The organism is Chryseobacterium sp. MYb264, assembly GCF_035974275.1.
In the GTDB taxonomy this organism is placed as follows: domain Bacteria; phylum Bacteroidota; class Bacteroidia; order Flavobacteriales; family Weeksellaceae; genus Chryseobacterium.
This window is the reverse complement of the sequence record NZ_CP142422.1, coordinates 4,381,507-4,395,636: the sequence shown is the minus strand read 5'-3', so window position 1 is coordinate 4,395,636 and position 14,130 is coordinate 4,381,507. Positions and strand designations below refer to the sequence as shown.

The window sequence follows — 14,130 nt, the reverse complement described above, 5'->3', positions numbered from 1 at the left end:
TTTAATGAAAAATAGTATGAAACTCAATGTATTTAAAATAATAACCATAGGAGTATTATTATCTTCAAATCTTTCAGCACAGACTTCTGTGATTGAAAGCATTCAAAAGAACCCAAAAGCACCGTTTTCCTATGCTGAACTTTCTGTAAAAGAAGGTGGTAAATGGGAAGGCAATAAATACGTTGGCGGAACTTTCAAAAATGTTCAGGAAATTACCCTTCCGGAATCTCATACCGATCATTCAACATATATCAGATATGAAGGAATCGGGTTGGAAAACAACCAGATTGCATACAGATTATATCTCGACTGGAGAAATGCAACCGATATTTTCGGTAAAAAAGTAAGTACGCTGGTTTTATCAGAAGTCGGGCAAGACGGTTTTGAATCCTATCATCACGATGCCCCTTGGGGACAGGATATTTTGAAATCCGGACGTACGATTGGCGTCGGTTCTTATGGAAGATATGATGAACAGAATGATTTTGTTGAAACTTTTAAAATCGTAAAAAATACAACGGCAAAGGTTGTCAATGAAAAAGACCAATCTTACGCCACCATTACTTACAAAGGCTGGAAAACCTGGGGCAGTGCAATCGATTTAACTTCCAGATTAACCATCTTCAACAAAGACCGCTTTGTAAAAGTAGATTTGAATTTGAGCAATACCATTTCGGGGTTATGTACGGGAATTGTTGCCATTAAAAATATTCCGTTAAAACAAGGAATCAGTAAAAATAAAAAATGGGGCTATATTGCGACTTACGGTCAGCAGACTTTAGCCAAAAAAGAAGATCAACTGGGAATGGCGGTCTTCTATCCTCTTGAAAATTTTGATAAATTCGTCACAACAAAATCTACTCATACAGTAGTTTTTAAGAAAACGAAAAATGTATCCTACTACTTTTTAGGAGCCTGGTCTCAGGAACCGAACGGTTTAAACACGGAAGACTCTTTTTACCAGGATTTAGATAAGAAATTAGAAATTTTAGATAAAAATAATCAACTTTAAAGTTTACCATCATGAATTTCATTAATAACAGAATAAAAGCATATGCTGTCGCCATTTTAGGATCAGGAATGTTCCTCGCTTGTGCCCAGACTAAAAATGTAACTGCTTCAAAACCATCAACGGAAACTTCAAAATCAGGAAAAATAGTTCCTACCAACCTGAAATGGTCTGAAAGAATGATGCTTTCTGAAATGCACCGCTTCCCGCAAGCGTGGATGCTTGATTTCAGCAAAAGCCCGAAATGGACCTATCCTTCAGCAATTGTACTGGATGGCGCTGAAAAACTATACGCAAAAACAGGAAAAAAAGAATATTACAACTACATCAGCGATTTCGGAAAAGACTTAATCAAGGAAGACGGAACCATTCTTACTTACGATCTTGATAAGTACAATATCGACATGCTGAACAGCGGAAATGTTCTTTTGTATCTGTATGAAAAAGAGAAAAAGGAAAAATATCTGAAGGCGCTTCAAACTTTACGTTTACAAATCGACGGACAGCCAAGAACGAATGAAGGATCTTTCTGGCATAAAAAAATCTATCCTTATCAGGTTTGGCTTGACGGGCTTTATATGGGAATGCCTTTCTACACGCATTATACAAAAGATTTTGTAAAAGGAGCAGATGCTCAGAAAGCATATGATGACGTTGTTTTTCAGTTCGATTCTGTTCAGAAACATATGTTGGATAAAAAAACAGGATTATTGTATCACGGTTGGGATGAGAGCAAAGAACAGGCGTGGGCGGACAAGGAAACCGGACTTTCACCTAATTTCTGGGGAAGAGCAATGGGCTGGTACGGAATGGCTTTGGTAGACGTTTTGGATTATTTACCGAAAGATCATCCGGGAAGACCAAGATTAATTTCTTATCTAAAATCTTACGCTGATGCAGTTATTAAAGTTCAGGATCAAAAATCAGGGCTTTGGTATCAGATCTTAGACAAACCTTTGGAAAAAGGGAATTATGAAGAAGCAACCGCATCTTCGATGTTCGTTTATACGATCATTAAATCGGTGAACGATGGTTATCTTCCAAAATCATATAAAGCAGCTGCCAAAAAAGGCTATGACGGAATCATTAAAAATTTAATCACAGTTGATGAAAACGGAGTGGTGAATTTAAATAAATGCTGTGCCGTTGCAGGTTTAGGAGGAAAACCTTACAGAGACGGTTCTTACGAATATTACGTAAACGAAGAAATTCGTTCTAATGACGGAAAAGGAACAGGACCATTTATTCTGGCCAGTTTAGAGTTTGAAAAATAATACTTTAAACCATTAAGAAGAGCTAAGAAATTAAGGTTCTATTAAGTTAATTGCTTAAAGCGAAGCTCAGCTTAATTATACTAAACTTCTTAATAAAACCTTAATGGTGAAAATTTTTAAACAATTAGCTTTTGCTGAGTGAAACGCCTTTGCGAACTAAAAATCAACAGCATTAAATTCAAAAAAATCTTTGCGCTCTTTGCGTTAAAAATTAAACAGATCAAAAATCTGGTTATGAAGACAAAAATTTTAAATATAGCAACAATAACTTTATTTTCAGTTGCTTCAACATACCTTCAGGCACAGGAAAAAAATTACGTTTCCGAAGTCTGGACTGCTGATCAGGGAAAAAATTATAAAAATCCTGTTTTGTACGCAGATTATTCCGATCCGGATGCGATTCGCGTGGGTGACGATTATTATATGACCGCTTCGAGTTTCAATGAAGCTCCGGGACTGCCGATTCTTCATTCAAAAGATATGGTCAACTGGAAATTGGTGAATTATGCCCTTCCGGATGTTCTTCCGAGCGAACATTTTTCAACTCCAAAAAGAGGCGACGGCGTTTGGGCACCTGCCATCCGTTTCCACAAAGGAGAGTTCTATATTTATTGGGGTGATCCCGATTTCGGAATTTATATGGTGAAAACCAAAGATCCGTTGGGAGCCTGGGAAAAACCTGTTTTGGTAATGGAAGGAAAAGGTTTGATCGACTCCTGTCCGTTTTGGGATGAAGATGGAAATGCGTATCTGATTCATGGTTGGGCGGGAAGCCGTGCCGGAGTGAAAAGCATTTTAACGTTGAATAAAATGAATCCTGAAGGAACCAAGGTTTTAGATAAAGGTATTCATGTTTTCGATGGTCATGATGCTCATCCAACCGTTGAAGGTCCGAAAATGTATAAAAGAAACGGCTATTATTATATTTTTTCTCCGGCAGGTGGCGTGGCTACAGGTTGGCAATTGGTATTAAGGTCAAAAAATATTTATGGTCCTTACGAAGAGAAAATAGTGTTGGAGCAAGGTTCAACAAAAATCAACGGACCTCATCAGGGGGCCTGGGTAGACACGCCTTCCGGTGAAGATTGGTTCTATCATTTTCAGGATGTGGATGCAGGCGGAAGAATTGTTCATCTGCAACCGATGAAATGGGAAAAAGACTGGCCTGTTATCGGAATTGATAATAATAAAAACGGAATCGGGGAACCGGTTTTAACCTATAAAAAACCAAATGTAGGGAAAATATATCCTACCGTTACACCTCCTGAAACGGATGAGTTTGATGGAGAAAAATTGGGATTGCAATGGCAATGGAGTGCGAACGAAAACATCGTTTGGTCTTCCAAACTTCCGGGACAGAAATTTTTAAGATTATTCTCGATAAAAGTTCCTGAAGGTGAAAAAAATCTGTGGAATGTCCCGAATTTATTAACCCAAAAATTCCCGGCACCGAATTTTGCAGCGTCAACAAAGGTTAAATTAACCCCGGAAGATGCCAAAGAAGGAAAAACCGCAGGACTTTTAGTCATGGGACTAAATCATGAATCAGTCGTAATTACCAATAAGCCGGACGGGTTTTATCTTCAGTTAAGAAGAGCGGAAAAAGCCGATAAAGGCGGTGAGGAGAAGATTTTATTTGAAACTAAATTAAAAGGTAACGAAGCTTATTTAAAAGTAAATGTGAATGAACCCAACGGTTTATGCCAGTTCAGCTACAGCGAAAACGGAAAAAATTTCACAAAAGTGGGCGATGTTTTCCAGTCGACGCCAGGAAAATGGATTGGTGCTAAAGTCGGTTTATACAGCGTAAGCACAACCAAAGCAGCGCGTGGAGGATATGCCGATTTTGATTGGTTTAGAATTACAAAAAATTAATTATTTCCCACAGATTTCACAGATTTACACAGATATTACATACCGTTTTTAAAACTTAAAAATAACATAAACATCCGTGCAAATCTGTGAAATCCGTGGGATAAAAAACATTAGATTAAAAAATCTAAGAACAAAAAAACTTTACAATATAGTTTCATTTTTATTCGTCGTTTTGCTGTTGTCTGTATGCCACAATCACAAAACATATCATTGGCAACGGCAAAACGCAATAAAAAAATGAATTAAAACTCAAAAAATAATAAAATGAAGAAGTCTCTTAAAGTGATCGGTTTAGTAGCAGCAATGATGTTTTCAGGGCAAATCTATGCTCAGAACCTTGATATTTATAAAAACATTGAGTTTAAAATGCCTCAGGTGGCAGAAACTTCATTTGCAGCTAACACGGTTTCTATTACTCAATACGGTGGTGTTGCAGGTGGAAATGTAAAAAATACCGAAGCTTTCAAAAAAGCAATTGAAGACCTTAGCAAAAAAGGTGGTGGAAAATTAGTCGTTCCGAGAGGAATGTGGCTAACAGGTCCGATTGAATTAAAAAGCAATATCAATCTTCATGTAGAAGAAGGGGCGTTTATCGTTTTCAGTAAAGATAAAGCAGATTATCCTTTGGTGGACGTAAGCTTTGAAGGATTGAATACCATCCGTTGTCAGTCTCCGATTTCAGCTAAAAATGCGACCAATATTGCCATTACAGGAAAAGGGGTAATCGACGGAAGCGGTGATGCGTGGAGAGCCATCAAAAAAAGCAAAGTTTCAGAATCTGAATGGAAAAATATAGTAAAATCCGGCGGAATTTTATCTGCGGACGGTAAAAACTGGTATCCTTCAGAAAGCTATAAAAAAGGATTTGAAAGCAGTTCAAGCTTCAACGTTCCTGATAAAATTTCTAAAGATGAATTAAATACGGTTAAAGATTTTCTTCGTCCGGTAATGGTAAGTTTGGTTGGCTGTGACAAAGTATTGTTAGACGGACCAACTTTCCAGAATTCTCCGGCCTGGAATCTTCATCCTTTAATGTGTTCGAATGTGATTTTAAGAAATCTTACCGTTAGAAATCCTTGGTTCTCTCAAAACGGAGATGGTGTAGATTTGGAATCTTGTAAAAATGTTCTGATTTACGATAATACGTTTGATGTTGGTGATGATGCCATTTGTATTAAATCAGGAAAAGATCAGGACGGAAGAAAAAGAGGAATGCCGACTGAAAATGTAATCATAAAAAACAACGTTGTATATCACGGTCACGGAGGTTTTGTGATAGGAAGTGAAATGTCCGGCGGCGCGAGAAATATTCACGTTTCCGACTGTACTTTTATCGGAACAGATATCGGTCTTCGTTTCAAAACAACGCGTGGAAGGGGAGGAATCGTTGAAAATATTTACATCAAAAATATTGATATGATTAATATCCCGACACAGACGATTGGTTTCAATATGTTCTACGAAGGCGCCTCTCCGGTGTTGGAAGACGGACAGAAACAGGAAGGAAATAAAACTCCTGAAAAAGTTTATCCTGTAACAGAAGAAACACCGATTTTCAGAAATATTTTCTTTAAAAACATTAATGCGGTGAATTCTGATGAAGCAATTACGTTGTTCGGTTTAGCTGAAATGAATCTTAAAAATATTGTGATCGAAGATTCTCAGTTTGAAACGAGAAAAGCTTTAACAATCGTAGATGCAGACGGAATTCAATTAAAAAATGTAAAGCTTAAATACTCTCAGGGAACGGGAGCTACAATTTATAACAGTAAAAATATCAACCTTTCGACAGTGAAATTTGAATCCGCAAACAAGCCGTACGTAAAGGTTTTAGGCAGCAAAACAGGAACCGTTTTGTTACCGAAAGAAGTAACGTCTGATAAAAATTCACTTTCTATCGGAACGGATGTAGCGAAAAATGCAGTTAAATAGTTGGAGAATCGCAAAGACGCAAGAAAATCAAAGATTTTCAAAAAATTATGCAGTTTTAAATTTTATCAAAGATAAAATCCTTGCGCCCTAAAACATAAAGTTTGTAAAATTCATTGCGCCTTTGCGATTGACCAACAACAAAAAATAGTATTAAAAAATTTCCATAAGCGAATGATTTTTAACAGAAAACATACTTATATTTCTATTTTTTTTGTGGGGACAATGGCATTCGGACAGGTAAATCGACCGAATGCTAGTCCTTACACCACCGAAGGTACGTTTGAAAAATTCAAGAAAAAATATCCTTTTCTCACTTCTATTGAAAGACCTGTTCCACAAAATATCAAAATTGATCAAGATGTGGAATATAAAAATATCAACGGCCTTTCTTTAAAAGCAGATGTTTATTATCCTTCAGACCCATCCAAAAAATATCCGGGAATTGCGATGGTTCACGGTGGTGGATGGATTTCGGGAAGCAAGGAAAATGAGAAATTCATGGCGATGGAACTGGCTTCAAAAGGCTATGTGGTAATTGCAATCGGTTATCGATTAGCCGATGTTGCCAAATATCCGGCCGGAGTGGAAGATATCGAAACCGGAATTGACTGGCTAAGGAAAAATCATCAGAAATATTCTTTAAACAAAAAGAAAATGGTGGTTTTGGGTGAATCTGCGGGAGCACAAATGGCAACTTTAGTTGGTGTCAAAAAAAAGAATAAAATTCAGGCTATTGTCAATGTAGACGGTGTTGTTTCCTTTATTCATGAGGAATCCGGAAAAGAAGGAACTTACGATGCCTATTGGCTGGGTTATCAGCAAAAAGACAATCCGAAAATATGGAAAGAAGCTTCACCATTGGAATATGTGGATAAAAATACACCTCCTACCCTTTTCATCAACAGTTCGCAGCCTCGCTTTCATGCTGGGAGAGACGATATGATGAAAAGATTAAAGAGTTATAATATCCCAACTGAGTTTCATGAAATCAAAGATTCTCCTCACTCTTTCTGGTCGGCAGAACCTTGGTTTACAGAAACTTTGAATTTAACTATTGACTTTTTAGATAAAGTTTTGAAATAATAATTTTAAACGCAAAAATTTATTAATAAATATGATAAACTTTAAGCAGCAAAGAGGAACCAATAAATTGATTTTATTAAGCAAACGCTTTCATCGTAAAGCTTCATCAGCGACAAAGTCGCAACCTTTGCTCCTTAAAAATTAGTACAAAGAAAAAATAAATCTTTGCGTCAAAAAATAATATATCAGTTTATGAAAAAATTATTTTTAATTCTACTCACTTCAATGGCAAATTTTCTCTTTGCAGGAAATAATCCTTACATCAAAATTACCGTTGCCAAAGATGGAAGCGGAGATTTTACATCGATTCAAAAGGCAATTAATTCAATAAGAGATTTAGGTCCGGCGGAAGCATTAGTTTTCATTAAATCCGGAACATATAATGAAAAAGTGGTTATCGCTTCTTCAAAACATAAAATAACGTTAGAAGGCGAAAATAAAGATAATACCATAATTACCAACAATAATTTTTCAGGAAAATTGGATGCGTTTAATGAAAAGATGACGACGTTTAATTCCTATACTTTATTGGTGACGGGCGATGATATTAAAATCAGTAATCTAACCATTAAAAATTCTTCGTGCAATGAAGGACAGGCGGTTTCTCTCCATGTGGAAGGTGACCGTTTTGTGATTAAAAACTCGAATATTTTAGGTTGTCAGGACACGATTTATTCCGCAACCAATCACAGTAGACAATATTTTGAAAACTGTTATATTGAAGGAACAACAGATTTTATTTTCGGACAGGCAACGGTTGTTTTTAAAAATTGTACGATTAAAAGTTTAGCAGATTCTTATATCACCGCAGCGGCAACAGAAGCCGACAGACAGTATGGTTTCATATTTTTCGACTGTAAATTAATTGCCAAAGAAGGTATCACCAAAGTGTATTTAGGAAGACCGTGGCGACCGTACGCTAAGACCGTTTTCATCAATACCGAAATGGGAAAACACATTCTTCCCGAAGGCTGGAATCCGTGGAAAGGCGACAAAATGTTTCCTGATAAAGAAAAAACTGCTTATTACGCAGAATTTGGTAGCAAAGGTGATGGCGGAAATAGTTCAAAACGTATTAATTGGTCTCATCAACTGACGAAAAAAGATTTGAAGAATTATTCATTAGAAAAGATTTTTAATAACTGGAATCCAAACATGAGTAATTGGTAATTGGTAATGAGTAATGATTACTGCAATAAATAGACTTAGGACAATTTTAGTTCTTTTCCTTTAAGACAAAAGAACATTAATTAAAATTTATTTAAAATGAAAAAGATATTTTTATTATTTAGCATAGCTCTTTCAACATTAATTCTGGCGCAACAAAAGCCAACCCTTTTCTTGATCGGCGATTCTACGATGTCAAACAAAGACAATCCCGATAAAAACCCAGAGCACGGTTGGGGACAGGTTTTAGGACAATTCATGACCAACGGAATTGAAATTCAGAATCATGCGATGAACGGCAGAAGCTCAAAAAGTTTCAGAACCGAAGGAAGATGGGATAAAGTCGAAAAACAATTGAAGAAAGGTGATTTTGTCATCATTCAGTTTGGACACAACGACCAAAAACTAAAAGATTCTACAAAGTTTACCAATCCTTATACTCAATACAGAGCGAATTTGGAAAGATACGTGAATGAAACAAGAGCAAAAGGAGCAACACCTATTTTAATGACTTCCATCACAAGAAGAAATTTCAATGAAAACGGCGTTTTAATTGACACTCATAAAGAATATCCTTTGGTGGTAAGAATGGTTGCAAATGATATGAAAGTGGCATTTGTAGATATGCAATTATTGACGGAACAAATGGAAATCGCTGCAGGGCCGGAAAAATCGAAGCTTTTACATCTTCATTTTAAGGCAGGCGAAAATCCCTATTATACAAAAGATAAAGCGGACGACACGCATCTATCGAGATTAGGTGCTGAATCTGTTGCAAAATTGGCTGTTAAAGATTTGAAAACTTTGAAAACAGGTTTGGAGAAGTATATTAAGTAGCTTTAAACGCAAAGACGCTAGGAATTTTGGAATTGCTAAATAATCTTTAAGACACAAGGATTTTATCTTTGATAAAATTTAGCACTGTATACTTTGTCGAAAATCTTTGATTTTCTTGCGCCTTAAAAAAGCATTTAAAATAAAAATCTTTGTGCCTTTGTGATTAACCAACAACAAAAAATTAAAAAATGAATTTCAAAAAAGAACCATTTTTCGACGGTAATTCTGAGTGGGAAGATTTAGGAGACGGTGTTTCAAGACAGTTTGTAGGTTACAATTCTCAGGTGATGATGGTGATCGTGAGGTTTGAAAAAGATTCGATTGGCGCATTGCACCAACATTTTCACTCACAGATTACGTATGTTGCCGAAGGAAAATTTGAAGTAACTGTTGATGGAGAAGTTAAAATCTTACAAAAAGGTGACGGATTTTTTGCGCAACCCAATATTTTTCATGGGGTAAAATGTCTGGAAGCGGGACAGCTGATTGATGCTTTTACGCCGTTCAGAGAAGATTTTTTAAAAGATTAAAGTCTAAAATCAAACCTCATAGGTTTTAAAATCTATGAGGTTTCTAATTTTTGTAATCCATGAAAAAAGTAGTTTTCATTCCATTTATTTTACTTTTCACTCTATTTTCCGCACAGGAAAAAATGATGTTCTGGCCGAAAGGTGAAATGCCGAATTCTAAAATTTTAGCATCAAAAACTCAAAAGAAAAAAGAGCTTGAAGCAATAAAAGAACCTGAACTTTTCGCTTTCCTTCCTCCCATAAAAGAAAGAAAACAAATGTCAGTGATCATTATTCCAGGTGGTGGATATTCTAAATTAACTTATGATGAAGGTGCTTTTCAGATTGCAAAATGGATGAATACTCAGGGAATTTCTGCTTTTGTTTTAAATTACAGATTACCGACTTCAACCGATTTAATTCAAAGAGAGATTGCGCCGTTACAGGATATTCAGGCTTCGATTAAATACATCAGAAAAAATGCCGCACAGTGGGCAATTTCATCCGATCTTGTAGGCGTTGTGGGAACTTCAGCAGGCGGACATTTAGCGACAAGTGTAAGCAATATCACAACAGATTATACTCAATTGAAAGGTGATTGGGAAAGTATTTCTACGATTCCTAATTTTGCCGTTCTGTTTTGTCCGGTGATTGATTTCGGTGAATATGCTCACAAAGGTAGCCGTGAAAGTTTACTCGGAGATCATGCTTCCACGGAAAAAATCAGGGAATATTCCATGCAAAATCGGGTGACAGAAAAAACGCCGCCCACTATTTTATTTCATAATCAGGACGATACGGCAGTTCCTCCGATGAACAGTATTTTATATTTTAAAGCAATGACTCAGCATAAAGTAAAAGGTGCAATGTTTATATTTCCGAAAGGAGGTCATCGTTTTTTTGTAACTGATAAAGATGCATTGAGCGAAAACTGGAAAAAATTGTGCTCAGACTGGCTTCTAGGCATCAGTAATAAGTAATTGGTAATGAGTAATACATTTTTAGCAATGAAAAATTTCATCTTCATTTTTAGCATTCTTCTCGGAATACAATTATCCGCGCAACAAAAAATCACGGTTTGGCCCAAAGGTGGAATGCCTAATTCTAAAGGTTTAAAATTAAATATCGTTGAAGAAAAGGAAGGACGCATCACTCAAATTCAGGAAGCTGAACTGTTTGCATTTTTACCAGCAAAAGAAGAGAGAAAATCGATGGCGATCATCATCATTCCCGGCGGCGGTTACCATCATTTAACTTATGATTTAGGCGGATATTCTTATGCAAAATGGCTGAATACATTAGGAATTTCAGCTTTTGTTTTAAATTACCGTTTACCGACTTCTCCGGATTTGAAACAAAGAGAAATCGCACCTTTGCAAGATATTCAGGCAGCCATTAAATTAATCAGAAAAAATGCTTCCCAATATGGTATTTCACCTGATCAGATTGGCGTTTTAGGAACTTCTGCAGGTGGACATTTAGCGGCAATGGCAAGTAATATTTCTAAAGATTATACAGAATTAAAAGGCGATTTGTCAACTATCTCAACAATTCCTAATTTTGCAATTCTTGTTTCCCCGGTGATCGACCTCGGTGAATTTGCGCATAAAGGAAGCTGCGTGAATTTATTGGGCGAAGATGCCTCTCAGGAAAAAATAAAAGAATATTCTATGCAGAATAAGGTGAATGAAAAAACACCGCCAACCATTTTATTTCATGCTCAGAATGATCCTGCTGTTCCCGTTATCAACAGTATTCTGTATTATGAAGCCATGATTAAAAATAAAGTAAAAGGCGCATTATTTATTTTTCCTGAAGGCGAACACAACATCGGAATTTCTAATAAATCTGAATTAACAGAAAATTGGAAAGAAGTTTGCACAGATTGGTTGAAAACAATTATGAATAAATAATTTTTTAAGACTTTTATAAATTTAATGGATCATGTTTAAAAACATTCAACATAAAATTTTCTTACTGGCTTGCGGAACTGTGATTTCCGTTAGCGTTCAGGCTCAAAAAAATTTAAAATTAACCTACGATAAACCAGCCCAAAACTGGAACGAAGCTTTACCCATCGGAAACGGAAGATTGGGGGCGATGGTTTTTGGCGGAGCTGCTCAGGAACATCTTCAGCTGAATGAAGAAACGATCTGGGCGGGCGAACCGGGAAATAATGTTCCGAAAAATACCTTCGACAGCATTCAAAAGATCAGAAAATTATTGAATGACGGTCACTTTGAAGAAGCTCAGAATTTATCCAACAGAACCTACCCGAGAAAAGCCACCAAAGATCTGAATTACGGAATGCCGTATCAAACGATGGGCGATCTTTTTATTGATTTTAAAGGTCATGAAAATTTCAGTCATTATCAGAGAACTTTAGATATTGAAAAAGCCGTAAGCACCGTATCCTACAAAGTAAAAGGAGCAACTTACAAACGTCAAATATTCTCATCTTTTGCCGATAATGTGGTGGTAATCAGGTTAACTTCCAGTAAAAGAGGAAATCTGAATTTTTCAATTAGTGCCACTACTCCACATAAAGTGCAATCGGTTTTCACACAGAGTAACCAGCTGATTATTAATGGAACAAGTGGTTCTATGGATAATAAAATTGGCAGAGTTCAATTTAAAACCGTGGCTGTTCCTGTTTTAAAAGGTGGAAAAGTAACCTCATCTAAAGGGAAAATCACTATTTCAGGAGCCAATGAAGTTATTCTTTATGTTTCTACCGCTACAAATTTCAAAAAATACGATGACCTTTCAGGAAATCCTCATACGAGAGTTACAGAATATTTAAACAGTGCGTTGAAGAAGAGTTTTAATGAAGAATTAAAAGCACATATTGAAAAATATCAACAATATTTCAAGCGTGTTAATCTGGATTTAGGAACTACTGAGCAGACGAAGAAAACAACCGATGTAAGAATTCAGGAATTCGGAACGACAAGCGATCCTGATTTGGTGGCATTGTATTTCCAGTTTGGGCGTTATCTATTGATTTCGTCTTCGCAGCAGGGAACACAGCCCGCGAATCTTCAGGGAATCTGGAATTATCAGCTGAATCCGGCTTGGGATAGCAAATATACGGTGAACATTAACACCGAAATGAATTACTGGCCAGCAGAAAACACCAACCTCAGCGAAATGCACGAACCTTTGTTCGATATGCTGGAAGATCTATCGGTAATCGGACAGGAATCTGCAAAGGAAATGTACCATGCCAGAGGCTGGAATATGCACCACAATACCGATTTGTGGAGAATCACAGGAATTGTAGATGGCGGTTTCTACGGAATGTGGCCAATGGGCGGTGCATGGCTCACTCAACATCTATGGAATCATTATTTATACACCGGAGACCAGGAGTTTCTAAAAAAATATTATCCTGTACTGAAGGGCTGTGCCCTGTTTTATTTAGATACTCTTCAACCCGATCCTTCAGGAAATTATCTGGTGGTTTCGCCATCAATGTCACCTGAAAACACCTATATGAAGGGCGTAGGAATTACGGCAGGTACAACGATGGACAATCAGCTTGTTTTTGATGTATTTAATAATTTTATCAATGCTTCAAAAATCGTGAATGAAGATCAGGATCTTTCGGATGAGGTAAAAACGGCTTTAGATAAACTTCCGCCAATGCAAATCGGGCAACATGCTCAATTGCAGGAATGGCTGAAAGATATGGACAGAACCGATGACAAGCACCGACATATTTCTCATTTGTACGGTTTATTTCCTTCGGGGCAGATCTCTCCGTTCAGAAATCCGGATTTAACGGAAGCTGCAAGAAACTCACTGATCTATCGTGGCGATAAATCTACAGGCTGGTCGATGGGCTGGAAAGTGAACTGGTGGGCAAGATTGCTCGACGGAAACCGTGCTTTTAAATTAATTTCAGATCAGCTGACTCCGGCTCCAATGGAAACAAAAGGGCAATCGGGAGGAACTTACCCGAATCTTTTGGATGCGCATCCGCCATTCCAGATCGATGGAAATTTTGGGTGTACTTCAGGAATTGCGGAAATGCTATTGCAAAGCTATGATGGTGACCTTTATATTTTACCGGCACTTCCGGATGCTTTACCGAACGGTTCTGTTAAAGGATTAAAAGCCAGAGGCGGTTTTGAAATTGATATCGACTGGAAAGATTCTAAGCTGAAAAAATTAACCATAAAATCAACTTTGGGTGGCAATGCAAGAATCCGTGTGGCAAAAGATCTTCAGTTCAGATCTAAACTTGCGGAAGCGAGTGGAGAAAATTCAAACGAATATTATCAGGTAAATGCAATTAACCCCCCTTTAATCTCAGAAAAGGCTGAATTGAAAGCATATTATGTTCCTGAAACTCAGGTTTTTGATATTGATACAAAAGCGGGTAAAACCTATACTTTCGACGTGAAATAAATATATTGGAAAACGCAAAGATTTTTTAGCA

General features: G+C 36.8%; 11 protein-coding genes. All 11 read left to right on the top strand.

The window, feature by feature from the left end:
* The first annotated feature begins 16 nt into the window (after positions 1–16).
* The 11 genes from VUJ46_RS19200 to VUJ46_RS19150 all read left to right on the top strand — a co-directional run bounded on the left by VUJ46_RS19200 (position 17) and on the right by VUJ46_RS19150 (position 14,099).
* Complete coding sequence (locus VUJ46_RS19200; protein WP_326982299.1) at positions 17–1,012, top strand: DUF4861 family protein; 996 nt, start codon at positions 17–19, stop codon at positions 1,010–1,012.
* A gap of 11 nt (positions 1,013–1,023) precedes the next feature.
* Complete coding sequence (locus VUJ46_RS19195; protein WP_326982298.1) at positions 1,024–2,283, top strand: glycoside hydrolase family 88/105 protein; 1,260 nt, start codon at positions 1,024–1,026, stop codon at positions 2,281–2,283.
* A gap of 234 nt (positions 2,284–2,517) precedes the next feature.
* On the top strand, positions 2,518–4,158 hold the full coding sequence (locus VUJ46_RS19190) for a glycoside hydrolase family 43 protein (RefSeq protein WP_326982297.1): 1,641 nt from the start codon (positions 2,518–2,520) through the stop codon (positions 4,156–4,158).
* 264 nt (positions 4,159–4,422) lie between these two features.
* Positions 4,423–6,090, top strand: coding sequence for a glycoside hydrolase family 28 protein (locus VUJ46_RS19185; RefSeq protein WP_326982296.1), 1,668 nt, complete (start codon positions 4,423–4,425; stop codon positions 6,088–6,090).
* A gap of 171 nt (positions 6,091–6,261) precedes the next feature.
* Positions 6,262–7,173, top strand: a complete 912-nt coding sequence (locus VUJ46_RS19180) for an alpha/beta hydrolase (RefSeq protein ID WP_326982295.1) — start codon at positions 6,262–6,264, stop codon at positions 7,171–7,173.
* Positions 7,174–7,365: 192 nt separating this feature from the next.
* Complete coding sequence (locus VUJ46_RS19175) at positions 7,366–8,343, top strand: pectinesterase family protein (RefSeq protein ID WP_326982294.1); 978 nt, start codon at positions 7,366–7,368, stop codon at positions 8,341–8,343.
* Between the two features lie 96 nt (positions 8,344–8,439).
* A complete protein-coding gene (locus VUJ46_RS19170; RefSeq protein ID WP_326982293.1) occupies positions 8,440–9,177 on the top strand; it encodes a rhamnogalacturonan acetylesterase in 738 nt (245 codons plus the stop codon).
* 188 nt (positions 9,178–9,365) lie between these two features.
* The gene (locus VUJ46_RS19165; protein WP_326982292.1) at positions 9,366–9,707 is read left to right on the top strand and encodes a cupin domain-containing protein; all 342 of its coding nucleotides are present in this window, start codon (positions 9,366–9,368) and stop codon (positions 9,705–9,707) included.
* Between the two features lie 59 nt (positions 9,708–9,766).
* Positions 9,767–10,666, top strand: coding sequence for an alpha/beta hydrolase (locus VUJ46_RS19160; RefSeq protein WP_326982291.1), 900 nt, complete (start codon positions 9,767–9,769; stop codon positions 10,664–10,666).
* Between the two features lie 6 nt (positions 10,667–10,672).
* A complete protein-coding gene (locus tag VUJ46_RS19155) occupies positions 10,673–11,599 on the top strand; it encodes an alpha/beta hydrolase (protein ID WP_326982290.1) in 927 nt (308 codons plus the stop codon).
* A 31-nt stretch (positions 11,600–11,630) separates the two neighbouring features.
* Complete coding sequence (locus VUJ46_RS19150; protein WP_326982289.1) at positions 11,631–14,099, top strand: glycoside hydrolase family 95 protein; 2,469 nt, start codon at positions 11,631–11,633, stop codon at positions 14,097–14,099.
* Positions 14,100–14,130: the final 31 nt, after the last annotated feature.

What these genes read in the sequence shown, in the direction of transcription:
- VUJ46_RS19200 (WP_326982299.1), top strand. Translation starts at nt 17, where the DNA reads ATGAAACTCAATGTATTTAAAATAATAACCATAGGAGTATTATTATCT.
- VUJ46_RS19195 (WP_326982298.1), top strand. Translation starts at nt 1,024, where the DNA reads ATGAATTTCATTAATAACAGAATAAAAGCATATGCTGTCGCCATTTTA.
- VUJ46_RS19190 (WP_326982297.1), top strand. Translation starts at nt 2,518, where the DNA reads ATGAAGACAAAAATTTTAAATATAGCAACAATAACTTTATTTTCAGTT.
- VUJ46_RS19185 (WP_326982296.1), top strand. Translation starts at nt 4,423, where the DNA reads ATGAAGAAGTCTCTTAAAGTGATCGGTTTAGTAGCAGCAATGATGTTT.
- VUJ46_RS19180 (WP_326982295.1), top strand. Translation starts at nt 6,262, where the DNA reads ATGATTTTTAACAGAAAACATACTTATATTTCTATTTTTTTTGTGGGG.
- VUJ46_RS19175 (WP_326982294.1), top strand. Translation starts at nt 7,366, where the DNA reads ATGAAAAAATTATTTTTAATTCTACTCACTTCAATGGCAAATTTTCTC.
- VUJ46_RS19170 (WP_326982293.1), top strand. Translation starts at nt 8,440, where the DNA reads ATGAAAAAGATATTTTTATTATTTAGCATAGCTCTTTCAACATTAATT.
- VUJ46_RS19165 (WP_326982292.1), top strand. Translation starts at nt 9,366, where the DNA reads ATGAATTTCAAAAAAGAACCATTTTTCGACGGTAATTCTGAGTGGGAA.
- VUJ46_RS19160 (WP_326982291.1), top strand. Translation starts at nt 9,767, where the DNA reads ATGAAAAAAGTAGTTTTCATTCCATTTATTTTACTTTTCACTCTATTT.
- VUJ46_RS19155 (WP_326982290.1), top strand. Translation starts at nt 10,673, where the DNA reads ATGAGTAATACATTTTTAGCAATGAAAAATTTCATCTTCATTTTTAGC.
- VUJ46_RS19150 (WP_326982289.1), top strand. Translation starts at nt 11,631, where the DNA reads ATGTTTAAAAACATTCAACATAAAATTTTCTTACTGGCTTGCGGAACT.